General features: G+C 71.7%; 22 protein-coding genes. 8 read left to right on the plus strand and 14 right to left on the minus strand.

Annotated elements, in window-relative coordinates; translation table 11 throughout:
* Positions 1-45 precede the first annotated feature (45 nt).
* Genes LDL49_RS13660 through LDL49_RS13690 form a run of 7 tightly spaced genes read right to left on the minus strand, consistent with a single transcriptional unit; the run spans position 46 to position 6,713 of the window.
* Positions 46-984, minus strand: coding sequence for an ornithine cyclodeaminase family protein (locus LDL49_RS13660; RefSeq protein ID WP_225291378.1), 939 nt, complete (start codon positions 982-984; stop codon positions 46-48).
* Positions 981-1,946 (minus strand): proline racemase family protein, encoded by a 966-nt coding sequence (locus LDL49_RS13665; RefSeq protein ID WP_225291379.1) that lies wholly within the window; start codon positions 1,944-1,946, stop codon positions 981-983. Before LDL49_RS13665 ends, LDL49_RS13660 begins: the two co-directional genes overlap by 4 nt.
* On the minus strand, positions 1,943-2,959 hold the full coding sequence (locus tag LDL49_RS13670; RefSeq protein WP_225291380.1) for a proline racemase family protein: 1,017 nt from the start codon (positions 2,957-2,959) through the stop codon (positions 1,943-1,945). Before LDL49_RS13670 ends, LDL49_RS13665 begins: the two co-directional genes overlap by 4 nt.
* Positions 2,956-3,849 (minus strand): dihydrodipicolinate synthase family protein, encoded by an 894-nt coding sequence (locus tag LDL49_RS13675; protein WP_225291381.1) that lies wholly within the window; start codon positions 3,847-3,849, stop codon positions 2,956-2,958. Before LDL49_RS13675 ends, LDL49_RS13670 begins: the two co-directional genes overlap by 4 nt.
* Positions 3,850-3,865: 16 nt before the next feature.
* Entirely contained in the window at positions 3,866-5,266 is a 1,401-nt protein-coding gene (locus tag LDL49_RS13680) for an NAD(P)/FAD-dependent oxidoreductase (protein WP_225291382.1), read from the minus strand.
* Entirely contained in the window at positions 5,263-5,505 is a 243-nt protein-coding gene (locus LDL49_RS13685) for a (2Fe-2S)-binding protein (protein WP_225291383.1), read from the minus strand. Before LDL49_RS13685 ends, LDL49_RS13680 begins: the two co-directional genes overlap by 4 nt.
* Positions 5,502-6,713: an NAD(P)/FAD-dependent oxidoreductase gene (locus LDL49_RS13690; protein WP_225291384.1), complete on the minus strand. Its 1,212-nt coding sequence runs from the start codon at positions 6,711-6,713 to the stop codon at positions 5,502-5,504. The genes LDL49_RS13685 and LDL49_RS13690 overlap by 4 nt, the downstream gene beginning before the upstream one ends.
* A 97-nt stretch (positions 6,714-6,810) precedes the next feature.
* Between LDL49_RS13690 and LDL49_RS13695 the strand changes: the two genes are divergently transcribed.
* Both LDL49_RS13695 and LDL49_RS13700 read left to right on the plus strand, forming a co-directional pair.
* The gene (locus LDL49_RS13695; protein ID WP_225291385.1) at positions 6,811-7,812 is read left to right on the plus strand and encodes a COX15/CtaA family protein; all 1,002 of its coding nucleotides are present in this window, start codon (positions 6,811-6,813) and stop codon (positions 7,810-7,812) included.
* Positions 7,813-7,975: 163 nt separating this feature from the next.
* Positions 7,976-8,614: a SanA/YdcF family protein gene (locus tag LDL49_RS13700; RefSeq protein ID WP_225291386.1), complete on the plus strand. Its 639-nt coding sequence runs from the start codon at positions 7,976-7,978 to the stop codon at positions 8,612-8,614.
* Here LDL49_RS13700 and LDL49_RS13705 read toward each other — a convergent pair.
* From LDL49_RS13705 to LDL49_RS13720, 4 genes are read right to left on the minus strand one after another with little or no spacing between them, the layout of a single operon-like run.
* Positions 8,590-9,783: a PrsW family intramembrane metalloprotease gene (locus LDL49_RS13705; protein ID WP_225291387.1), complete on the minus strand. Its 1,194-nt coding sequence runs from the start codon at positions 9,781-9,783 to the stop codon at positions 8,590-8,592. The genes LDL49_RS13700 and LDL49_RS13705 overlap by 25 nt on opposite strands.
* A 17-nt stretch (positions 9,784-9,800) precedes the next feature.
* Complete coding sequence (locus LDL49_RS13710; RefSeq protein ID WP_225291388.1) at positions 9,801-10,742, minus strand: cation diffusion facilitator family transporter; 942 nt, start codon at positions 10,740-10,742, stop codon at positions 9,801-9,803.
* Positions 10,742-11,125, minus strand: coding sequence for an ArsR/SmtB family transcription factor (locus tag LDL49_RS13715; RefSeq protein WP_225291389.1), 384 nt, complete (start codon positions 11,123-11,125; stop codon positions 10,742-10,744). Before LDL49_RS13715 ends, LDL49_RS13710 begins: the two co-directional genes overlap by 1 nt.
* A 48-nt stretch (positions 11,126-11,173) precedes the next feature.
* Entirely contained in the window at positions 11,174-12,118 is a 945-nt protein-coding gene (locus LDL49_RS13720) for a heme o synthase (RefSeq protein ID WP_225291390.1), read from the minus strand.
* 334 nt (positions 12,119-12,452) lie between these two features.
* Between LDL49_RS13720 and tkt the strand changes: the two genes are divergently transcribed.
* The 6 genes from tkt to pgl all read left to right on the plus strand — a co-directional run bounded on the left by tkt (position 12,453) and on the right by pgl (position 20,600).
* A complete protein-coding gene (gene tkt, locus LDL49_RS13725) occupies positions 12,453-14,483 on the plus strand; it encodes a transketolase (protein ID WP_372470360.1) in 2,031 nt (676 codons plus the stop codon).
* A 5-nt stretch (positions 14,484-14,488) separates the two neighbouring features.
* Positions 14,489-15,580, plus strand: coding sequence for a transaldolase (gene tal / locus LDL49_RS13730; RefSeq protein WP_225291392.1), 1,092 nt, complete (start codon positions 14,489-14,491; stop codon positions 15,578-15,580).
* A complete protein-coding gene (locus LDL49_RS13735; RefSeq protein WP_225291393.1) occupies positions 15,580-17,193 on the plus strand; it encodes a phosphoglucose isomerase-related protein in 1,614 nt (537 codons plus the stop codon). Before tal ends, LDL49_RS13735 begins: the two co-directional genes overlap by 1 nt.
* Position 17,194: 1 nt before the next feature.
* Complete coding sequence (gene zwf / locus LDL49_RS13740; RefSeq protein ID WP_225291394.1) at positions 17,195-18,817, plus strand: glucose-6-phosphate dehydrogenase; 1,623 nt, start codon at positions 17,195-17,197, stop codon at positions 18,815-18,817.
* On the plus strand, positions 18,817-19,731 hold the full coding sequence (locus LDL49_RS13745; RefSeq protein WP_225291395.1) for a glucose-6-phosphate dehydrogenase assembly protein OpcA: 915 nt from the start codon (positions 18,817-18,819) through the stop codon (positions 19,729-19,731). Before zwf ends, LDL49_RS13745 begins: the two co-directional genes overlap by 1 nt.
* Before the next feature lie 95 nt (positions 19,732-19,826).
* On the plus strand, positions 19,827-20,600 hold the full coding sequence (gene pgl, locus LDL49_RS13750) for a 6-phosphogluconolactonase (protein ID WP_225291396.1): 774 nt from the start codon (positions 19,827-19,829) through the stop codon (positions 20,598-20,600).
* Positions 20,601-20,664: 64 nt separating this feature from the next.
* Here the strand turns inward: pgl and add are convergent, their stop codons facing one another.
* From add to LDL49_RS13765, 3 genes are all read right to left on the minus strand, one after another.
* Positions 20,665-21,684 (minus strand): adenosine deaminase, encoded by a 1,020-nt coding sequence (add, locus tag LDL49_RS13755; RefSeq protein ID WP_225291397.1) that lies wholly within the window; start codon positions 21,682-21,684, stop codon positions 20,665-20,667.
* Positions 21,685-21,751: 67 nt separating this feature from the next.
* Positions 21,752-22,336, minus strand: a complete 585-nt coding sequence (locus LDL49_RS13760; protein WP_225291398.1) for a TetR/AcrR family transcriptional regulator — start codon at positions 22,334-22,336, stop codon at positions 21,752-21,754.
* A 5-nt stretch (positions 22,337-22,341) separates the two neighbouring features.
* Positions 22,342-23,211, minus strand: a complete 870-nt coding sequence (locus LDL49_RS13765) for an oxidoreductase (RefSeq protein ID WP_225291399.1) — start codon at positions 23,209-23,211, stop codon at positions 22,342-22,344.
* Positions 23,212-23,251 lie beyond the last annotated feature (40 nt).

Here is a 23,251-nt window from a genome sequence, read left to right on the forward strand (position 1 = left end):
CGCTCAGTACACGCCCGCTGATCACCCCTCGCTGGGGGCACGCCGCTAAACCCACGCCTCGTACGCGGCGGCGGCGACCACCAGGTCCTCCCACGCCATCCCGGTGCTCTTGAACACGCGGGGACCGCTGCCCGCAGGAACCCGGCCGGCGATCAGGTCGGCGAGGTTCCCGGCGAGGTGACCGGTGGTGATCGTACCTTGGCGCACCGGGATGACCACATCCCCCGCTTCGGCCAGCGCCGACGACCTGGCCTCGACGACGACCGTGGCGCGGGCGACGAGGTCTCCGTCCAGCTCACGGGCCTCCGGTTCGTGCGATCCGACCGCGACCACCGTGGCGTCGTCGCGGACCAGCCCGCCGGGGAAGAGCGGCTCCCTGGCCGTGGTGCAGCAGGCGATCAGGTCCGCCTCGGCCACGGCACTCAGATCCGGAGCCCGGCCGTGCACCGCGCGGGCCGGCAGGCCGTGGTCACGGCAGCGTGCGGCGAGGCTTTCGGCGCGTTCGGGGTCACGGCCGATGACCGTGACCCGTTCGACCGGCCGGACCGCGCCCAGCGCGAGGATGTGCCCCCACGCCTGCGGGCCCGTGCCGAACACCACCAGGTTACGGGCGTCCGGCCCGGCCAGGTGCTTGACGGCGAGCGCCGAGACCGCCGGGGTGCGCAGCGAGGTGAGCGTGATGCCGTCCATGGCGGCCAGCGGGCTCAGGGTGTCGCCGTCGAGCAGCAGGTACGTCCCCTGGATGCGGGGCAGCCCGCGCTCGGCGTTGCCGGGCGCGATGGTGACGGCCTTCACGCCCGCGTACCGCCCCGCGGCGGCGGGCATCAGCAGGAGCTGCCCGGCGGGCAGCTCGACGATCGGCCGCAGCGGCGTCTCCTCCGGATCGAGCCCGTCCCGCAGGGCCTCTTCCAGGATGCGTACGGCCCGCGCCACGGGCACCAGCCGCTCGATGGTGGCGGCGTCGAGGTAGGGCAGCGCGTTCACCGCAGCACGAACCCGGTGCCGAGGGGGTCTTCGGGGTCGAGCTCGAAGGTGTGCCGCCCGGTGCGGTAGGCCATGCCCTCGATCTCGGCGACGACGCCCTGGTCCGTCACCTTCCCCACGGTGGCGACGAACGTGCCGCCCGCGATGCCGGTGTGGATCAGCGGACCCTGGTGACCGTCGTCGTACAGCAGGGCGAGCCGCGCGGCCGTGCCGGACCCGCACGGCGAGCGGTCCACCTCACCGTCGGCGAACACGGTCACGTTGCGCTGGCGCAGTCCTTCACCCGGTTCGTCCTCGTAGAAGATCACCCCGTAGACGCCGGACAGCCGGTCGTCCGACGGATGCCGGGTGGCCGGGTGGCCCGCCAGGGCGGCCTTGACGCGGCGGCCGTGACCGACGAACTCCGTCAGGTTCCCGGCCTCGACGGACAGGCCGACGGCCGAGGCGGGCAGGGTGGCGTAGATGGCTCCGCCGTAGGCGAGGTCGACCTCGACCCCGGCGACGGGGACGGCGCGCGCGATGGCGTACGACGGGACGTTGACGAAGGTGACCGACTCGACGCGGTCCCGCGAGCCGCGCACGCGGGCCGTGACGCGGCCCGAGGGCACATCGACGACCACGTCCGTCTCGCCGCCGGGGTCCGCCTCGACCAGGCCCTCGCGGACGGCGTGCACGCCGAGCGCGATCGTGCCGTGGCCGCAGGCGGTGGAGTAACCGTCCTTGTGCCAGAACAGCGCGCCGAAGTGGGCGCCGGGGTCGTCGGGCGGGACCAGGAAGCAGCCGTACATGTCGGCGTGGCCGCGCGGCTCGTGGCAGAGCAGCCGCCGTACCCGCTCGGCCGGGCCGCCAGGTGCGGCGGCCCGGCGTTCGAGGACGGTGGCGCCCGGGATGTCCGGGGCGCCACCGGTGACGATCCTGAACGGCTCGCCGGCGGTGTGGTAGTCGACCGTGGTGACGCTCACAGCTCGAATCCCTCGGGGAACGGGTCGCGCGGGTCGAGGAAGTATTGAGCGGTGCCGGTGACCCAGGCGCGCCCGGTGATGGCCGGCACGACCGCGGGCCGGCCGCCGACGGTGGTCTCCCCCAGCAGGCGGCCGATGAAGCGGGTCCCGATGAACGACTCGTTGACGAACTCCCCGCTCCCCGGCCCCCCGCTCACGGCCAGCTGGCCACGGGCGTGCAGCTGGGCCATCCGGGCGCTGGTGCCGGTGCCGCACGGCGAGCGGTCGAACCAGCCCGGGTAGATGGCCATCGCGTGCCGCGAGTGGTGCGCGTCCGAGCCCGGCGCGGCGAAGTAGACGTGGTGGCAGCCCCGGATGCGGTCGTCCTCGGGGTGCACGGGCTCGTCGGCCGCGTCGATCGCCGCCATCGTGGCCAGCCCGGCGGCGAGGATCTCGTTCTTGGCCTTGCGGTCGAAGGGCAGGCCGTAGTCGTCGAGGTCGACGATCGCGTAGAAGTTGCCCCCGTACGCCAGGTCATAGCGGATGTCGCCGAAGCCGGGCACCGTGACGACGGCGTCGAGCCGGTCGCAGTAGGCGGGCACGTTGCGCAGCGTCACCGACATGGCCATGCCGTCCTCGACGGCCACGTCCACCTCGACGAGCCCGGCGGGCACCTCCAGTCGTACGGTGGTGACCGGCTCGACGACCTCCACCATGCCGGTCTCCACCAGCACGGTCGCCACGCCGATGGTGCCGTGACCGCACATCGGCAGCAGCCCGGACACCTCGATGAACAGCACGCCCCAGTCGGCGTCGGGCCGGGTGGGCGGCTGCAGGATGGCGCCGCTCATGGCGGCGTGGCCGCGCGGCTCGTTCATCAGCAGCCTGCGGATGTGGTCGAGATGGTCGCGGAAGTAGACGCGCCGCTCGGCCATGCTCGCGCCGGGGATCACGCCCACGCCGCCGGTGATCACGCGGGTGGGCATGCCTTCGGTGTGCGAGTCGACGGCGTGGAAGACCCGCTTCGTCCTCATCGCATGCCCTCCGCGAGCGCCTTCTCCGTCGCACCGCGTACGGCCGCCTCCTGCGTCTCGGTCAGCGGCACGCGCGGCAGGCGGCAGGGCCCGCCGTGACGGCCCGCGATGTCCATCGACAGCTTGATGGCCTGCACGAACTCCGTCTTGGAGTCCCAGCGAAGCAGCGGGTGGAGCGTACGGTACAGGGGCAGCGCGGTCTCGAGGTCACCGGCCAGCGCGGCCCGGTAGAGGGCGACGCTGGAGGCGGGCAGCGCGTTGGGGTAGCCGGCGACCCAGCCGACAGCCCCGGCGATCGCCAGTTCCAGCAGCACGTCGTCGGACCCGATCAGCACGTCGAGGCCGGGGGCCAGCTCGCCGAGCTCATAGGACCGGCGCGGGTCGCCGCTGAACTCCTTCACGGCCACGATCAGGCCCTCGCCGTGCAGGGTGGCCAGCAGCGCGGGCGTCAGGTCCACCTTGGTGTCGTACGGGTTGTTGTAGGCCACGATCGGCACCCCGGCCTTGGCCACCTCGCGGTAGTGCGCGATCACGGAGCGCTCGTCGGCCCGGTAGGAGTTGGGCGGCAGCAGCAGCACCGAACCGCAGCCGGCCGCGGCCGCGCGCTCGGCCCACAGCCGCGACTCCGCCGCGCCGTACGCGCCAACGCCCGCCATCACGTTCGGCCCGCCGACCGTCTCGACGGCCGTCTCGATGACCTTGGCCCGCTCCTCGGCGGTGAGCGTCTGGTACTCGCCCAGCGACCCGTTGGGGACCACGCCGTCGCAGCCGTTCTCGACCAGCCAGCGGCAGTGCTCCGCATAGCCGTCGAAGTCGACGGACAGGTCCTCACGCAGAGGGAGAGCCGTGGCCACCATGACACCGTGCCAGGGTTTAATGCGATTTGTCATTAAAGAGTCCTCCAAATCAGGGTGTATCGAAATCGAGATCGAGCTCGGCGAGAGCGCCGAGAGAGATGGGTTGCGCGATGGGGCGGCGAGGGGGCCGGGGCGACTCCCCGGCGAGGCAGGCGACCGCGTAGCCGCAGATCCGGCCCTGGCACCAGCCCATGCCGGGCCTGGCCAGCAGCTTGACCGAGCGCGCGTCGGTGGCGCCGAGCTCCAGCGCGGCGCGTACGCGGGCGACCGGCACCTCCTCGCACCGGCACACCAGCGTGTCGTCGCGCAGCCAGCCCTGCCAGCCCGGTTTGACCGGATACGCGTGATGCAGCGCCTCGCCGAACGCGCGCAGCCGCCGGCGCCGTCTGGCCAGCACGCCCGGCACCGGCACGCCGGCCACGGCCAGGCCGGCGATGCGGCCCTCCAGCTCGGCCAGGTACCGCCCGCCCACGCCGACCGGCTCGCCCGCCGCCCAGACGCCGCGCGCCGTGGTGCGCTGGCGGTCGTCCACCGCGAGCACGGGCATGCCGTCCGCGTCTTGGCGGGTCTCACAGCCGAGCTCGACGCCGAGCTCGATCTGGGGGACGAAGCCGTAGCCGACGGCCAGCGTGTCGCAGGCCAGCTCGCGGGTGGCGAGCACGTTCCAGTCGGCGTCGAGCCGCGCGACGGTGACCGCCTCCAGCTCGCGCTCGCCGTGGGCGGCGATCACCGCCTGGTGCGTCCGGTACGGCACGCGGTGCCGGGCCATGGCCAGCCCGTAGCCCGCCGCCTCCCCCGCCTTGCCCGCGGCCAGCACCGGATGCCGGGCCAGGCCCAGGCCGCCGTTGGCCTCGAACACCCCCAGCACCTCGGCCCCCGCTCCCGCCAGGCCGGTGGCCACGGGCAGCAGGAACGGCCCGGTGCCGGCGACGACCACCCGGCCGCCCGCGACGACGCCGTTGCCCTTGAGCAGCGCCTGGGCGCCGCCCGCCGTCAGGACGCCGGGCAGGTCCCAGCCGGGGAAGGGCAGCGGCCGGTCGTGGGCGCCGGTGGCGATCAGGAGGTCACGGCAGCGGATCGCCACCGTGCGGCCGTCCGGCGTGCGGCAGTGGACGGTGAGCCGGTCGCCGTCTCGCGTCACGGTCCACACCTGGTGCCCGAGCAGGACCTCGGCCCGCTCGCCGAGCGCGCGGGCCTGCCTAAGGAACCGGTCCAGACCCGGTGTGCCGCCGCGCGCCGCTCCGGGCGGGTGGCGGAAGTACTGGCCGCCGAGGCGGGCACCCGAGTCGACGAGGACCACGCTCAGGCCGCGCAGGGCCGCCGTCAGGGCCCCCGCCACTCCGGCGGGCCCGCCACCGACCACGGCGAGATCGCAGGTGTAGTCGTCGCGAACCCGGTCGTGGGGAATGCGGTCGTTGGGAACGCCCACACGGTCGTCGGTGGGGCTCATGCGGTCGTCACCTCGTCTCCGGGCCGGGCCTCCAGCAGGCAGGCGCGTTCTGGTGGGCGGCCGTTCACCGTGATCAGACAGTCGAAGCAGACGCCGATGCCGCAGAACAGGCCGCGCGGCCGCCCGCCGAAGCGGGTGGTCCGCCAGGCGCGGACCCCGGCGGCGTGCAGGGCCGCGCCGATCGTCTGCCCCGGCTCGACCGGCACGGCCCGGCCGTCGATCGTGATCTGGAAGGTCACGCGGACTCCTCGCTCGCACGGGAGGACCCGGCGGAGGTCTCGGTCTCGCCCCGGGTCGCGGTCGGGGATCCGGACGAGTTCGCGAAGCGGTCCGGGCGGAAGGGGTGCAGGTCGAGTTCGGGGCGGGCGCCGGTCAGCAGCTGGGACAGCAGGAGCCCGGTCGCGGGCGCGAGCCCGATCCCGGCCCCTTCGTGCCCGCACGCGTGATACAGCCCGGGCGCGTGCGGATCCGGCCCGATCACCGGCAGGTGGTCCGGACAGTACGGCCGGAACCCGCAGTACGACCTGATCACCCGCACCTCCCGCAACGCCGGGAACAGGGCGACGGCCTGGGCCGCCAGCCGGGCCAGCACCCGGGGCGAGGTCGTGCGGTCGAAGCCGACCCGCTCCCTGCTGGCCCCGATGAGCACGGTCCCCGCCGGGGTGCCCTCGACGACGGCCGAGGTCTCCAGATCGGCGGAGTCGCTGGCCACGTTGGTGACGTAGGCGGCGGTGTAGACCTTGTGCCGGATCAGCGGCTCACGCAGCGGCTCGGTGACGAGGATGAACCCGCGCCTGGGCAGGACCGGCAGCGCCACGCCCGCGAGCCCGGCGATCTCGCCGCCCCACGTGCCGGCCGCGTTGACCACCGCGCCGCCGAGGATGTCGCCCTGGTCGGTGCGTACGCCCGTCACCCGGTCCCCGGACCGCGTGAACCCGGTCACGGTGACGCCGGTGCGCAGGTGGAGCGTGCCGTGGCCGTAGCTCTCCGCGCCGTGCCCGAGCAGCCGCGCGGCGGCCAGCATGGGCTGCACCTGGGCGTCCTGCGGGTAGTGGACGCCGCCCGCGAGCCCCTCGGCCAGGTGCGGCTCGTAGTCGCGCAGGCCGGCCGCGGGCACGACGGTGTACTCGACACCCTGCTTGCCCGCCAGCTCGACGAGCTGCCGCTGGACCTCGTCGGTCTCGGCGACGACCAGGCCGCCCTTGGGCTCGTACTCGAACTCGCCGAGCGCGGCCAGCTCCCCCCACAGACGGTTGGACAGCAGCGCGAGGTCCAGCTCCGGGCCCGGCCCCTTGTCCGAGACCAGCACGTTGCCCTCGCCCGCGCCCGTCGTGCCTCCGGCCACGGGGCCGCGGTCCACCACGGTCACGTCCAGCCCGGCCCGTGCGGCGTAATAGGCGCACGCGGCGCCCACCACTCCGGCGCCGATGACGATCACATCCGACATCCTCACCTCCCATCTGTAATATGTCACATACCCATGCCGCTTGAGAAGCACGTTCCCGGGTCAAGGACCGGACGACCAGCCCCTTACCATCGTTCACGTGAAGCTCGTCGACGTGAAACTACCCACAGACCACCCAAACGCCCTGGTGCGGCGCCTGTTCTCCTTCTGGGCGCCGACCGCCCAGTCGATGCGGGGCTGGGCACTGGCGTCCGTGGTGGTCAACGCGGGCATCACCGTGACGGGCGCGGCCGTGCGGCTCACCGGTTCGGGGCTCGGCTGCCCGACCTGGCCGAGGTGCACGCCCGACAGCTTCGTGCCCGTCGCGCATCCCGAGATCTCGGCCGTCACCATGGCCGTCGAGTTCGGCAACCGGCTGCTCACGTTCCTGGTGCTGGCGGTGGGTTTCGCCTGCGTGGTGGCGGCGATGCGGCTGGTCCCGCGGCGCCGCTCGCTGCTCTGGCTGGCCCTGGTGCAGCCCGCGGGCATCGTCTTCCAGGCGCTGTGGGGCGGGCTGGTGGTCAGGAGCCTGCTCAACCCGTTCACGGTCAGCGTGCACTTCCTGGTCTCCATCGCGCTGATCGCCGCCTGCTGGACGCTCTACGCGCGGGCCGGCGAAGGCGACGGCCCGGCTCGCAGGGTGACGCACCGCGACATCCGGCGCCTCGGCTTCGTGCTGGTCGCGGCGGTGGCGGTGCTGCTCCTGGCCGGGGTGCTGGTGACCGGCACGGGGCCGCATTCCGGCGACGCGGTGGCCTCCCGCTTCGACCTCGACATCGAGAGCGTGGTGCGCCTGCACTCCGACATCGTCTACATCGTGCTGGGGCTGTCGTTCGCGCTGCTGTTCGCGCTGCACGTGACCGACTCGCCCAGAGCGGCCCGCCGGGCGGCGCTGGCGCTGCTCATGGTGGAGCTGGCCCAGGGCGTGATCGGCTACATCCAGTACTTCCTGGCGGTGCCCGCCTTGCTGGTGGGCCTGCACGTGCTCGGCTCGACCCTGGTCTGGATCGCCACGCTCAGGGTGGTCACCTCACTGCGCACCCGCGACCCGCTGACGGCCCCCGCCACCCCCTCCCCCACCGCGACAGCGGCCAAAGTCTGAGCCGCTGAGCCCCTCCCCCACCGAAACGCCGGCCACACTTTGGGCCGCTATGCCAAGGTATGAGGGACTACCTCCCCCTACCTTGTGAGGTCCCTGAGTGGCTTGGGCCCGTCCCGCTCGGAAGACCCTGCGACGCCTGTACCAAGGACTGGTACTCCTCAGCGTGCTCGTCCTGGCACCGATGACCTGGGCGTGGCTCGACAGCTCGGACCACCGCGAGGTGGCCGACACCGCCGGCTGGCTGGCGCGGGTGCCCACGTCGCAGGTGGCGCTCGTGCTCGGCGCGGGCCTGTACGCCGGCCGCCCCTCGTCCATGCTGGCCCGAAGGCTCGACATCGCGGCCGAGCTCTACCACGCGGGCAAGGTCAGGGCGCTGCTGCTGTCGGGCGACAACAGCCGCAAGGAGTACGACGAGCCGACGGCCATGCGCGACTACCTGCGGGCCAAGGGCGTGCCGGAGGCGGTGATGGTGCTCGACTACGCCGGGTTCGACACCTGGGACTCGTGCGTGCGTGCCCGCAAGGTCTTCGGCGCCGAGCGGCTGACCGTGGTCACGCAGGTGTTCCACCTGCCGAGAGCGGTCACGCTCTGCCGTACGGCGGGCCTGGCGACCTTCGGCGTGGGCGACGACTCCGCCAAGCAGTGGGCCGTGACCACCTACGCCTCGGCCGCCCGCGAGGTGTTCGCCACCGGCAAGGCGTTCGCCGACGCGCTCCTGCTGCACTCCGACCCCGTCTATCCCGGCCCGCGAGAGACCTCGCTGCGCGCGATCCTGGCTCAGCCGGGAGCGCCGGGCGCGTAGCCCGGTGGCGGAGTGCCCCGCCTCGCGGCTCCGAGGTGGGCGGGGGGCACCGGGAAGCTCGCCTTGGCGGTGCTCATGCATTCGAGCAGGGCCCGCTGCTCCTCGTGGAAGGTCTGCTCGTCGATCATCCGCCGGGCCGCCCGCTCGTGCAGCAGGCCCAGCTCGGTGGCGGCGAGCTGGTAGTCGCTCATCGCGCGCAGTCCGCGCTTGCCGCCGTGGACCTTGGCCCACTGCCTGGCCTGCCGGCGCCGCGACAGGGCGGACAGCATGAAGATGTCGGCCTGGTTGACCAGCTTGGTCGGCTCGTACGGCGGCAGGTAGCGCTGGATCAGGGCGACGATGCGCCGCCGGTCCCCGATCACCAGCGCGATCAGCACCACGAGCACGACCAGCAGCACCAGGTAGGCGATGACCAGGCCGGGGAAGCCGCCGTAGGAGCTCAGCCCGTTCCAGAGGCCGTGCAGGAGCATCGCGCCGACCCAGCCGGCCAGGATGGAGAAGATCCGGTCCGATCCCTGGCGCTGGGCGGCGTAGGCGACCGCGACGCCGATCATCGAGGTGAACAGCGGGTGCGCGAACGGCGACAGCACGCCGCGCAGCACCACCGTGACGGCCAGCCCGATGCCGCCCTGGTCGGAGTTGAGCGCGGCGATGTAGTAGCTGACGTTCTCGCTCATCGCGAAGCCGAGGCCGACCATGCTGGCGTAGATGATGCCGTCGGTCGGCCCGTCGAGCTCGGCCCGGCGGAACCTGAGCAGGCCGAGCAGCACCAGCCCCTTCATCGTCTCCTCGACCACCGGGGCGCCGAACGTGGCGGCGACGTTGCGCGCGCTGGCCGCGCTCAGGTTGGCCGCGTCGATGATGTAGTGCAGGTTGAGCGAGTTGATCACGCCCGCGACCAGCACCGCCACGCCCGCCCCCCAGGCGAAGGCGAAGATGAGGTCGCCGCGCGGCTCCGGCTCCATGCGGTCCAGCGCCAGCACGGCGGCCAGCAGCAGCGGCACCGGCGCCAGCGCGAGGAGCAGGGAGATGAAGAACTGCACGGGCGCGCCGTTGAGCACGTCGAAGGCGAAGGAGACGAGCGCGCACAGGCCGGTCACGATCAGCCCGATGATCAACGCGAACGACGGGCGCTCCTTCAACACCCAGCGTGGATCACGGGACGCCATACCGTGACTGTAACGGATCAAAAAGGCGCTGTCCTGCCCAGGTGGCGCGGTCCGTGCGGGTCCTCGCAATGCTGCGCCCGGTCCTTCAGGCCATGGTCCACCTGCAGCGTGGTGTGGCCGATCTCGAAGCGATCGTGCAGCAGGTCAGCCAGGCGGGTGCGGACCCGGTGGCAGTCGGACCCGCGGGCCACGATCACGTGTGCCGACAGCGTCGGATAGCCGCTGGTCACCGTCCAGACATGCAGGTCGTGCACCTCGACCACGTCAGGGTCGCCGGCCAGGAGGCGGCCGATCTCGTCGGGGTCGAGGTCGCTCGGCGCGGCCTGGAGCAGCACCCTGGCCGAATCACGCAGCAGCCCCCAGCCGGCCTTGAGCATGAGCGCGGCGACCACGAGCGCGGCGATCGCGTCGGCCTGCCGGAAGCCGGTCAGCCACACCACCACGCCGGAGATCGCTGTGGCGATGAAGGCGTACATGTCGTTGAGCACGTGCTGGAAGGCGCCCTCGACGTTGAGGCTGCGCCGGTCGGCCCTGGACAGCAGCCAGGCGGCCAGCGCGTTGACCGCGATGCCGGCCACGGCCGTGACGACCACGATGGGCCCGGAGACCTCGGGCGGCTCCATCAGCCTGCGTACGCTCTCGTAACAGAAGTAGGCCACGAGCAGCAGCAGGGTGATGCCGTTGAGCTGGGCCGAGAGGATCTCGGCGCGCTTCCAGCCGAAGGTGTAGGCGCCACGGGCGGGCCTGGCGGCGAACCGCATCGCGACCAGGGCCAGCGCGATCGCGCTGGCGTCGGTGAGCATGTGGGCGGCGTCGGAGATCAGCGCGATCGAGTTGGCGATCAGGCCGGCGACCACCTCGATCGCCATGTAACCGACGATCAGCGCGAGCGCGCCCACCAGGTAACGCTTGTCGGCATCGGCCGAGTGGCCGTGCCCGTGACCGTGCCCCTGGCCCATCAGCGCTCCTCCCTCATGTGCTCGCGGCTCAGGTCGAGCAGCATCCGTACGTGCGCGTCGGCCAGCCGGTAGTAGATCATGCGGCCCGCCCGTCGGCTGGCCACGATGCCCGCCGTACGCAGCAGACGCAGGGCGTGGGACACGGCCGTGTCGGTCACCTCGACCGCGTCGGCCAGGTCGCACACGCACAGCTCGCCCGCCTCCAGCAGCGCGTACAGCAGGCGAGCCCGCGTGGCGTCGCCCAACAGGCGGAACAGATCGGCGAGCCGGGTGGCCTCGTCCGGCGTCACCAGCCGGTCGCGGGTGGCCGCGACGCGCTCGGCGTCGGGCTCCTGAACCACACAGCCGTCGAGTGAAGCAAGAACACCTGAAGAGCTATTCATATGTTCACCATAATGACAGGACGAAGCCCACCGCAATACGCGGTGGGCTCAGCTCAGCAGCGGATCGATGGCGACGGCGAGGAACAGCAGCGCCAGGTAGGCGTTGGACCAGTGGAAGAAGCGCATCGGGCGCAGATCGACACCGGTCTTGCCGGAGTTGAGGCGGGCCAGGAGGCGATGCACCTCCCACAGGCACATGACGCCCAGGGCGGCGGCCGCGATCGGGTAGAACAGCGTGGTGTGCGCCACCGGCCACAGGGCCAGCGAGCAGAGCACGGTGGCCCAGGTGTAGGCGATCGACTCCAGGATCACCCGGCGCTCGGTGGCCACCACGGGCAGCATCGGCACCTTGGCCGCCGCGTAGTCCTCCTTGTAGCGCATGGCCAGCGTCCAGGTGTGCGGCGGCGTCCAGAAGAACACCACCCCGAACAGCGCCAGCGGCGCCCAGTCGAGCCGCCCGGTGATGCCCGCCCAGCCGATCAGGACCGGCATGCAGCCCGCGATGCCGCCCCAGACGATGTTCTGGGCGGTGCGCCGCTTGAGGATCATCGAGTAGACGATCACGTAGAACAGGATGGCTCCGGTGGAGAGCACCGCCGCCAGCCAGTTGGTGGTCAGCCAGAGGCCGAGCGTGGACAGCACGCCGAGCACGATGCCGAAGATGAGCGCGCCGGTCGGCGACACCTGGTGCCGGGCCAGCGGGCGCCGCCTGGTGCGGCGCATCTTCTGGTCGATGTCGCGGTCCACGTAGCAGTTGAGCGCGTTGGCGCTGCCCGCCGACAGGGTGCCGAACACCATGACCGACACCGACGTCCACAGCGGCGGCAGCCCGCCCGCCGCGAGGAACATCACGGGGAGGGTCGTGATCAGCAGGAGCTCGATGATCCGCGGCTTGGTCAGAGCGATGTAGGCCTTGACGAGCATGCCGATCGTCCTCGGCGGCTCGGCCGCTGGAGCGGGGGCCGTCGTCTGCCTGTTCGTCAGCACCGTCAAGGCGCTTCCAGCACGTGCGGAGTCAACGCGTAACCTCTGATTGGAGCGGAATCTCATGGACGGACGCCACGGCGTCCCTGTGAAGACAACGAGAACAACCAAACTGTAGTAGCAGGGTCGTCCGGTCCGGCCAATGGGGGGACACGCACGGGGGTGGAAGGGGAATCTTTCGCCGACTCCACTCAGTTAGGGTCCGGTGTGGCGGGATATGCCAACCGGTACCACCAATGACAACTAGATTCCGGAGACCGAGCACTTGAGCACCGAACTCGTGCCAGACCTCGAATGGACCGACCTCGACAAGCAAGCGGTCGACGTCGTTCGGGCCTTGGCCATGGACGCAGTCGAAAAGGCGGGTTCGGGTCACCCGGGCACCGCCATGAGCCTGGCTCCCGCCGCGTACCTGCTGTTCCAGCACGCGATGCGCCACGACCCCACGGATCCCACGTGGCTGGGGCGTGACCGTTTCGTGCTGTCGTGCGGGCACTCCAGCCTGACCCTGTACATCCAGCTGTTCCTGTCCGGATACGGACTCGGCCTGGACGACCTGAAGGGGTTGCGCCAGTGGGACAGCCTGACCCCGGGCCACCCGGAGCACGGGCACACGGTCGGCGTGGAGACCACCACCGGCCCGCTCGGCCAGGGTCTGGGCAACGCCGTCGGCATGGCGCTGGCGGCCCGCCGTGAGCGCGGCCTGTTCGACCCCGACGCCGAGGCGGGCGCCTCGCCCTTCGACCACCACATCTGGTGCATGGTCAGCGACGGCGACATCGAGGAGGGCATCAGCCACGAGGTCAGCTCGATCGCCGGCCACCAGAAGCTGGGCAACCTCACCGTCATCTACGACGACAACCACATCTCCATCGAGGACGACACGCTGATCGCGAAGTCCGAGGACGTGGTCAAGCGCTACGAGGCCTACGGCTGGCACACGCTCAGCGTCGACTGGACCGAGTCCGGCGAGTACGTCGAGGACGTCCAGGCGCTGCACGCGGCGCTGGAGGCGGCCCGCGCCGAGACCGACCGCCCGACGTTCATCCGCCTGCGCACGATCATCGGCTGGCCCGCCCCGAACAAGCAGAACACCGGCAAGATCCACGGCTCCGCCCTCGGCGCCGACGAGGTCGCCGCCACCAAGCGGGTCCTCGGCATGGACCCGGACAAGAGCTTCGACGTGCCCGCCGAGGTGCTGGAGCACGCGCGCGAGGTGGCCCGCAGGGGTCACGAGGCGCACGCCGCCTGGCAGAAGGGCTACGACGCCTGGCGCGAGGCCAACCCCGAGCGGGCCGCCGAGCTGGACCGGATCTCCCGCCACGAGCTGCCCGCCGGGTGGACCGAGGCGCTGCCCGCCTTCGACAAGGGCGGCTCGATGGCCACCCGCAAGGCCTCCGGCGAGGTGCTCAACGCGCTCGCGCCGGTGCTGCCCGAGCTGTGGGGCGGCTCGGCCGACCTGGCCGAGTCCAACAACACCACGATGAAGGGCGAGCCGTCCTTCATCCCGGAGGAATACCAGACCAAGGAGTTCCCCGGTAACCGCTACGGCCGCACGCTGCACTTCGGCATCCGCGAGCACGGCATGGGCGCGATTCTCAACGGCATCGCCCTGCACGGCGGCACCCGGCCCTACGGCGGCACGTTCCTGGTCTTCTCCGACTACATGCGCCCCTCCGTGCGCCTGGCGGCGCTGATGAAGCTGCCGGTCACGTACGTGTGGACGCACGACTCCATCGGACTGGGCGAGGACGGCCCGACCCACCAGCCGGTCGAGCACCTGTGGGCGCTGCGCGCGATCCCCGGCCTCGACGTGGTGCGCCCCGGCGACGCCAACGAGACCGCGTACGCCTGGCAGGCCGTGCTCGAGCACGACGACCGCCCCGCCGCGCTCGCCCTGACCCGGCAGAACCTGCCGGTCTTCGAGGGCACCAGCGCCGAGGGCGTGGCCAAGGGCGGCTACGTCCTGCACGAGGCGTCCGACGGGCAGCCCCAGGTGATCCTCATCGCCACGGGCAGCGAGCTGGAGCTGGCCGTCAACGGCCGCGAACTCCTCGAAGCCGAAGGCATCCCGACGCGGGTCGTGTCGATGCCGTGTGTGGAGTGGTTCCAAGGGCAGGACATTGCGTATCGGCAGACTGTTCTGCCGTCAGCGATCAAGGCCCGGGTCGCGGTCGAGGCGGGCATCGCTCTGGGCTGGCGCGAGTTCGTCGGCGAGAGGGGCGAGGTCGTCAGCCTTGAACACTTCGGCGCGTCGGCACCGTATAAGACGCTGTACGAACAATTCGGGCTGACGGCGGAGCGCGTGGCCGCCGCGGCCAAGGCGAGCCTCGCCAAGCTGGGCCACGACAAAGGCGAGACGACGGGAAACTGAACGAAATGAGCGAGAACCTCAAGAAGCTGTCCGCCCAGGGCGTGTCCATCTGGCTGGACGACATCAGCCGTGAGCGCCTGCGCACGGGCAACCTGGAACAGCTGATCCGCGAGAAGAACGTGGTCGGCGTCACCTCCAACCCGACCATCTTCGCCGGCGCGCTCAGCAAGGGCGACGCCTACGACACCCAGCTGCACGACCTGGCCGTGCGCGGGGTCGACCTCGGCGAGGCCGTGCGCGCCATCACCGCGTACGACATCCGCTGGGCCGCCGACGTGCTGCGCCCGGTCTACGACACCACCGCCGGCGTCGACGGCCGCGTGTCCCTGGAGGTGGACCCGCGGCTGGCCCGCGACAGCGACAAGACCGTGGCCGAGGCGCGGGCGCTGTGGTGGCTGGTCGACCGGCCCAACCTGTTCATCAAGATCCCGGCGACGGTCCAAGGACTGCCCGCGATCACGCAGGCGCTCGCCGAGGGCATCAGCGTCAACGTCACGCTGATCTTCTCGCTGGAGCGCTACCGCGCGGTCATGGACGCCTGGCTGGCCGGCCTGGAGGCCGCTCAGGCCAAGGGCCTCAACCTGGGCACGATCGAGTCGGTGGCGTCGTTCTTCGTCAGCCGGGTCGACACCGAGATCGACAAGCGGCTCGACCAGCTCGGCCGGCCGGAGCTCAAGGGGAAGGCCGGCGTGGCCAACGCGCGCCTGGCCTACGCGGCGTTCGAGGAAGTGATGAACTCCGAGCGCTGGCAGCGGCTGCGCGCCGCCGGTGCCCGCCCGCAGCGCCCGCTGTGGGCCTCGACCGGCGTCAAGAACCCCGACTACTCGCCCACGATGTACGTCGACCAGCTCGTCGCCCCCGGCACCGTCAACACGATGCCGGAGAAGACGGTCGACGCGACGGCCGCCGGCGCCAACATCACCGGTGACACCGTGCGCCCCTTCTACGAGGACGCGTGGAACACCATGGCGGCGCTCAAGGAGGCCGGCGTCGACTACGACGACGTCGTCAACGTGCTGGAGGACGAGGGCGTCGAGAAGTTCGAGGCGTCCTGGAACGAACTCCTCGAGAGCGTCAGCAAGAACCTGGCCCGCTGATGACCGTCTCGTACCGCGAGGAGGGGGTGGCCGGCGCCGCCTCCTCCGCCGCGGGGCGGCTCGTCGCCGACGGCGTGCCCGCGCGGCTCGCCGCCGGCGATCCCACGCTGTGGGGCAGCGACGCGGAGGCGGGGGCGGCCGTCCGGCTGGGCTGGCTCACCCTGCCCCGCACCTCGCGCGAGCTGCTGCCCGAGCTCGGCAAGCTGGCCGAGCGGGCGCGCGCCGAGCGCCTGACCAACGTGGTGCTGGCCGGGATGGGCGGCTCGTCGCTGGCGGCCGAGGTGATCTGCGCGAGCGCCGACGTGCCGCTGACCGTCCTCGACACCACCGACCCGGGTCAGGTACGCCGGGCGCTGGCGGAGCCGCTGGAGGCCACGATCGTGATCGTGGCCAGCAAGAGCGGCTCCACGGTCGAGACCGACAGTCACCTGCGTGTCTACGAGGAGCTCTTCCGCCAGGCCGGCATCGACCCGGCCGACCGCATCGTGGTCGTCACCGACCCGGGCTCACCGCTGGAGCAGGCGGCCGTGGACGCCGGCTACCGCCTGGTCCCGGCCGTGCCCGACGTGGGCGGCCGCTACTCGGCGCTGTCGGCCTTCGGCCTGGTGCCCAGCGCGCTGGCCGGGGCCGACGTCGAACGGCTGCTCGACGAGGCCGACGAGGTGCTGCCGCTGCTCTCGCTCGACACCGGCAACCCGGGGCTCGACCTGGGCGCGGCGCTCGGCGGGGCGGCGCTCGCCGGGCGCGACAAGCTGATCGTCGACGACCGGCTGTCCGCGATCAGCGGGCTGTCGGACTGGATCGAGCAGCTGGTCGCCGAGTCCACGGGCAAGAACGGCCTGGGCATCCTGCCGGTCGCCGGCGCCGAACCGAACGGCGCCCGTGACGAACTGGTCGTCGGGATCGACTCCGACGACGGCGACGTACGCGTCGACGGGCCGCTCGGCGCGCAGTTCCTCATCTGGGAGTACGCCACGGCCGTGGCCGGGCTGCTGCTGGGGATCGACCCGTTCGACCAGCCGAACGTCGCCGAGTCCAAGGACATCACGGCCGCGCTGCTCGACATGGAGGCGCTGCCGCTGGGCGAGCCGGCGTTCGTCGACGGGCCCGTGGAGGTGTACGGCGCCACCAAGGCCAAGGATCTGCCCGGCGTGCTGAGCGAGCTGCTCGAAGCGGTGCCCGACGACGGCTACCTGGCCGTGATGGCGTATCTGGACCGGCTGTCGGCCTTCGATGTGTTCGTGCCGGAGGGCGCGGACTTCGAGCAGATGACCGACGCGTGGATGGCGGCCGACCCGGCCACGCTGAGGGCGCTGCTGGCGCTGCGCACCGACCGGCCGGTCACCTTCGGGTGGGGACCGCGGTTCCTGCACTCCACCGGCCAATATCACAAGGGCGGCCCGCAGAACGGGGTGTTCCTGCAGATCACCGGCGCCGTGGCCGACGACGTGCGGGTGCCCGGCAGGCCGTACACGCTGGGCGGGCTCGAGCTCGCCCAGGCCCTCGGCGACCTCGGGGCACTGCTGCGGCGCGGCCGGCCGGCCGTACGCCTGCACCTGACCGATCGCGCGGCCGGAGTCGCGCACCTGCTCGCAGCCGCACAGGAGGCTTGAGATGAAAGACCCGGAAACACCCTCGGAGGAGGCCCTCGATTTTGAGGAGACGATCGCGGCGACGGTAGCCACCTCGGCCGCGGCCACCTCCACCACCTTGGAGGTGGCGGCCGCCAACCCGCTGCGCGATCCGCGCGACAAGCGGCTGCCCCGGGTGGCCGGACCGTGTGTGCTGGTGTTGTTCGGCGTGACGGGAGACCTGGCCAAGCGCAAGTTGCTGCCGGCGATCTACGACCTGGGCAACCGAGGGCTGCTGCCGCCCGGTTTCTCGCTGGTCGGGTTCGCCAGGCGTGACTGGAAGGACCAGGACTTCGCCCAGGTGACGCATGACGCCGTCAAGGCGCACGCCAGGACGCCCTTCCGCGAGGAGGTCTGGAAGCAGCTGCGCGAGGGCATCCACTTCGTGCCGGGCGAGTTCTCCGACGACGGGGCGTTCGACGCGCTGGCGATGGCGTTGAAGGAGATCGACGAGACCCGGGGCACCGGCGGCAACTATGCGTTCTATCTCTCCGTGCCGCCGAAGTTCTTCCCCGTGGTGGTGGAGCAGCTCAAGCGGACCGGCGTGTCCCAGGCGCCTCCCGGGTCGTGGCGGCGCGTGGTGATCGAGAAGCCGTTCGGGCACGACCTGAAGTCGGCGCACGAGCTGAACGAGATCACCACCTCGGCCTTCCCGGAGAGCTCGATCTTCAGGATCGACCACTACCTGGGCAAGGAGACCGTCCAGAACATCCTGGCCCTGAGGTTCGCCAACAACCTCTACGAGCCCATCTGGAACCGTGGCTACGTCGACCACGTGCAGATCACCATGGCCGAGGACATCGGCATCGGCGGCCGGGCCGGCTACTACGACGGCATCGGCGCGGCCCGCGACGTGATCCAGAACCACCTGCTCCAGCTGCTGGCCCTGGTGGCGATGGAGGACCCGACGTCCTTCGACGCCTCCGCGCTGCGGCGGGAGAAGGAGAAGGTGCTCAAGGCCGTGCAGCTGCCGTCGGACCTGGCGCTCAACACCGCGCGCGGCCAGTACGACGCGGGCTGGCAGGGCGGCGAGAAGGTCGTCGGCTACCTGCAGGAGGACGGCATCTCCCCCGACTCCACGACCGAGACATACGCGGCCATCAAGCTGGAGATCGCCAACCGGCGCTGGGCGGGCGTGCCGTTCTACCTGCGCACCGGCAAGCGCCTCGGCCGCCGGGTCACCGAGGTGGCCGTGGTGTTCCAGCGGGCGCCGCACCTGCCCTTCAGCAAGGACGACACCGAGATCCTCGGCCAGAACGCGCTGGTCATCAGGGTGCAGCCGGACGAGGGCATCACCGTGCGGTTCGGCTCCAAGGTGCCGGGCACGGCCATGGAGGTGCGTGACGTCTCCATGGACTTCGCCTATGGGGAGTCGTTCCTGGAGTCGTCCCCCGAGGCGTACGAGCGGCTGCTGCTCGACGTGATGATCGGCGATCCGCCGCTCTTCCCGCACCAGCGGGAGGTCGAGCTGTCGTGGAAGATCCTCGACCCGATCGAGGAGTTCTGGGCCACCCAGGGCCAGCCCGAGGGCTACCCGGCCGGTTCGTGGGGGCCGCCGTCCGCCGACGCGATGATGGGCGACGGCCGCGCCTGGAGGAGACTCTGATGACCACCTTCATGCTCACCGACACGACGGCGGGGAAGATCTCCGCGCAGCTGATGCAGCTGCGCCACCAGATGGGCGCGCCCGCGATCGGGATGGTGCTGACGCTGATCGTGGTCTGCGAGGAGCGCGACCAGTACGACTCGCTCCGCGCGGCCAGCGAGGCGGCGCGCGAGCACCCCTCGCGCATCATCGTGGTGATCAACCGCGAGTCCGACGAGGCCAACCGGCTCGACGCGGAGCTGCGCATCGGCGAGTCCACGCCGGGCGAGGTGGTCGTGCTGCGGCTCTACGGCGAGCTGACCGAGCACGCCGACTCGGTGGTCAGCCCGCTGCTGCTGCCCGACACGCCGGTCGTGGCCTGGTGGCCGGGGCTGGCGCCCGAGGTGCTGTCCAAGGACCCGGTCGGGATGCTCGCCCAGCGCCGCATCTCCGACGCCAGGGGCTCGCGCGACGGCGGGGTCGAGTCGCTGGTGACCAGGGCCAAGGGCTACGCGCCCGGTGACACGGACCTGTCCTGGGCCCGGCTGACGCCGTGGCGCAGTCTGCTGGCGGCCGCGTTCGACCAGCCCACGGGCAAGGTGCGCAAGGGCACCGTGGAGGCGTCCCCGGGCAACCCCAGCGCGCCGCTGCTGGCCGCGTGGCTGTCCGAACGTCTCGGCGCGCCGATCAAGGTGGCCGACTCCAACGGGCCCGGCCTGACCGCCGTCCGGCTCACGACGGCCGACGGCATGCTGGCGGTGTGCAGGAGCGACGCCCGGCTGGCGACGCTGTCGCGGCCCGGGCAGCCGGACCGGAACGTGGCCCTGGCCCGGCGGCAGACCGCCGAGCTGCTGTCGGAGGAGCTGCGGCGGCTCGACTCCGACGAGATCTACGGGGCGGCGGTCAAGCGGCTGGCCCGCTCGTACAAGTCCTGACGCCTCCTTCCACCGGTCGTGGCGGCCTCTCGTACGAGGGGGCGCACGGCCGGTGGCCGCAGATCGTGAAAGAGCGATAGTGAAAGAGTGAGTACGTGAGCGTTCCCAATGTGGTCGTCCATCGTGACGGCGACGTCCTGGCCAAGGCCGTGGCGGCGCGGATCATCACCCGGCTGGTCGATGTGCAGTCGGCCAAGGGGTCGGCGTCGCTGGTCCTGACCGGCGGCACGGTCGGCCACGCGACGCTGGCCGCGATCGCCGCCACGCCGGCGCGCGACGCGGTCGACTGGCGCCACCTCGACATCTGGTGGGGCGACGAGCGCTTTCTGCCGACCGGCGACCCCGAGCGCAACGAGACGGGCGCCCGCAAGGCCCTCCTCGACCACGTCGACCTCGATCCCGACCGGGTGCACGTCATGGCCGGGCCCGACTCGGGGATGTCGGCGGAGGAGTCGGCCGAGGCCTACGCGGCCGAGCTGCGCAAGGCGGCCCGGCCGGAGGACCACGGCCCGGTGCCCGGCTTCGACGTGATGCTGCTCGGCATCGGGCCCGACGCGCACGTGGCGTCGCTGTTCCCCGGGATGCCCGCTTTGTACGACACGCGGCCCGTCGTGGCCGTCCACGGCGCGCCCAAACCGCCGCCCACGCGCATCTCCCTGACGCTGCCGGCCATCCAGGCCTCGCGCGAGGTGTGGGTGGTGGCGGCGGGCGAGGAGAAGTCGGGCGCCGTCCGCCTGGCGCTGTCCGACTCCGGGCCCGTGCAGGTGCCCGCGGCCGGGGCCAGGGGCCGGGTGCGGACGCTGTTCCTGCTCGACCGGACCGCCGCCGCCAAGCTCCCGCCGGGGCTGGGCCGCATCGCCTCTCCCTGAGCTTCCGTAGCGCCCTCAGCCGGATCCTTTCGTGAGGTCCTCAGCCGGTTCTTGCGTGAGGTCCTCAGCCGGTCAGTGAGTCGATCTCGGCCAGCAGGGCCTGCTTGCGCGCCGGCGGCAGGAAGGACGCGTGCACGCCGTTGCGGGCGAGCCGGGCCAGCTCCGGCTCGCCGAGGCCGAAGACGTGCGCGGCGACGCGGTACTCACCGGCCAGGGTGGTGGCGAACATGGGCGGGTCGTCGCTGTTCAGCGTGACGAACAGCCCCTCCTCCAGCAGCCTGGGCAGCGGGTGCTCCTCGATGCGGGCCACCTGTCCCGTACGGAGGTTGGAGGTCGGGCAGACGTCCAGCGGCAGCTGCGTTTCGCGCAGGTGGGCCACCAGGCGCGGGTCCTCCAGGCAGGAGATGCCGTGCCCGATGCGCTCGGCGCCCAGCCCCTCGATGACCTCCCACATGGTCTCGGGACCGGTCATCTCGCCGCCGTGCGGCACGCTGTGCAGCCCCGCCGCCCGCGCCGCCGCGAACGCGTCGCGGAAGGCGTCACGGTACGGTGTCCGGCTCTGCTCGATCCCGCCCAGGCCGAAACCTACCAATGCTGCGGGAGGTTCTTCCAAGGCGTGCGCGAGCGTGACCTTGGCCGCCTCCTCGCCGAACTCCCCCGGAATGTCGAAGATGTAGGCCATCTCCACCCCGTGGTCGGTCTGCGACCGGCGGGCGGCCAGGTCGAGCGCCTCGGTGACCTCGCGCATGGGCATCCCGACGATGCTGTGGGCGTACGGGGTGACCTGCAGCTCGGCGTAGCGGGCTCCCTGGGCCGCCAGGTCGCGGGCCAGTCCGAGCACGAGGGCGGCGATGTCCTCCGGCTCCCGGACCAGCGCGTTGACGGCCTGGTACACCTGCGCGAAGTGGGGGAAGTCGCGGAAGGCGTAGAACGCGCGCAGCTCCTCCTCGGTGGTGGGGACGGGGCCGCCAGGGTGGCGGCGGGCCAGCTCCAGCACGGTGGGCACGGAGGCGGAGCCGATCAGGTGCACGTGCAGCTCGACCTTGGGCAGCGCGTCGATGAAGTCGTCGATGGGGGTCGTCATGGCGACGACCCTAAGCCCGACATTTCGCCCCAATCCATGCTTTGAGACGAAATTTCACATAAACACGTCAGGTTTGTTGCGCCCAGGCGCGCACCAGCGGCAGCAGGACCTCGTCCACCGATTCCGCGACGAAGGACTCGTCGAACAGCGGCCCGAGGAAGATCATGCGGTGCCAGACCAGCGCCTCCGCCACCCCGAACAGCCGGCCAGGATCCACCGGCCCCGGCAGCTCGCCGCGCTTCCTGGCCCGCTCCAGCAGCGCGTCCACCCCGCCGAGATCCTTGGCCGGCATGTGCTCGCGCAGCGTCCTGGCCAGCTCCTGGTGCGAGACCAGCGTCGAGGACAGCCCCATGATGAGCCCGTGCTTGCGCTCGACCGCGCCGCACAGGCCGCCGAGCACGCCGGCGAGGTCGCCGCGCAGCGAGCCGGTGTCCGCGGCGGCCGGCGTGTCCATGTCGAACCGGCGGCAGATGACGTCGACCACCAGCTCCGGCTTGCCTGTCCACCGGCGGTAGATGGTCGCCTTGCTGGCCTTGGCCCGCTTGGCGATCTGGTCGACCGACATGCGGTCGTAGCCCATCTCGGACAGCAACTCCAGCGTCGCGTCGAGGATGGCCCGCTCCCGCTCGGGGTCGAGTGGTGGCACGTGCACGTCCCTCAGCTGTAGGCGATCTCGTCGAATCGTACGCCGGTCAGCCGCGTGGACACCTCCCACAGGTCGGCGGCGAGCCGCTCGGAACGGGCCGCCTCCGACGGCGTGAGCAGCTGGGTCTTGGGACCGACGAACTCCCCGCCGTGGATCTCCGGCGAGGTGGCCGCGTAGAGGGAGGACACCGCACCGGCCGCCGCGCTCTTCAGGAACACCCCCAGGAGGGGCTGTAGCGGCCCCACGTTGAAGAAGTTGGTGGCCGTGACACCAGGATGGGTGGCGACGCTGACGAGGTCCACCTGGGCCCGCTGAGCGCGTCGTTGGAGCTCCAGGGTGAAGAGCAGGTTGGCCAGCTTGGACCGGCCGTACGAGCTCATCTTCTTGTAACCGCGCTCCAGGCCCAGGTCGTCGAGGTCCAGCTTGCCCGTCTTGTGCGCCTCGCTGGAGACGTTGACCACCCGCGCGCCGGGCCGGGCCAGCAGCAGGGGAAGCAGCAGTCCGGTGAGCGCGAAGTGGCCCAGGTGGTTGGTGCCGAACTGCATCTCGAAGCCGTCACGGGTCAACTGGCGCGGGATCATGCCGATGCCCGCGTTGTTGACCAGCAGGTCCACCCGATCGACGCCGGCCGCGAAGCTCCTGACCGAGGCGAGGTCGGCCAGGTCCAGCGTGCCGTGCTCGACCTGGGCGCGGGGGACGGCCCGGCGGATCTCCTCGACGGCCGCGCCGCCCTTCGCGGCCGAGCGGGTGGCCACGACGACGCGGGCGCCGTGCCTGGCGAGCTCGAGCGCGGTGGGCAGGCCGATGCCGCTGTTGGCGCCCGTCACGATGGCCGTCTTGCCGCTCAGGTCGGGCATGTCGGCGGGGGTCCAGGTGCTCATCGCCACTCCAGGTGTACGAAACCGTTTCGTACGCCTTAAC

Origin of the sequence: Nonomuraea aurantiaca, assembly GCF_020215705.1 — a bacterium.
Classification (GTDB): Bacteria; Actinomycetota; Actinomycetes; order Streptosporangiales; family Streptosporangiaceae; genus Nonomuraea; species Nonomuraea aurantiaca.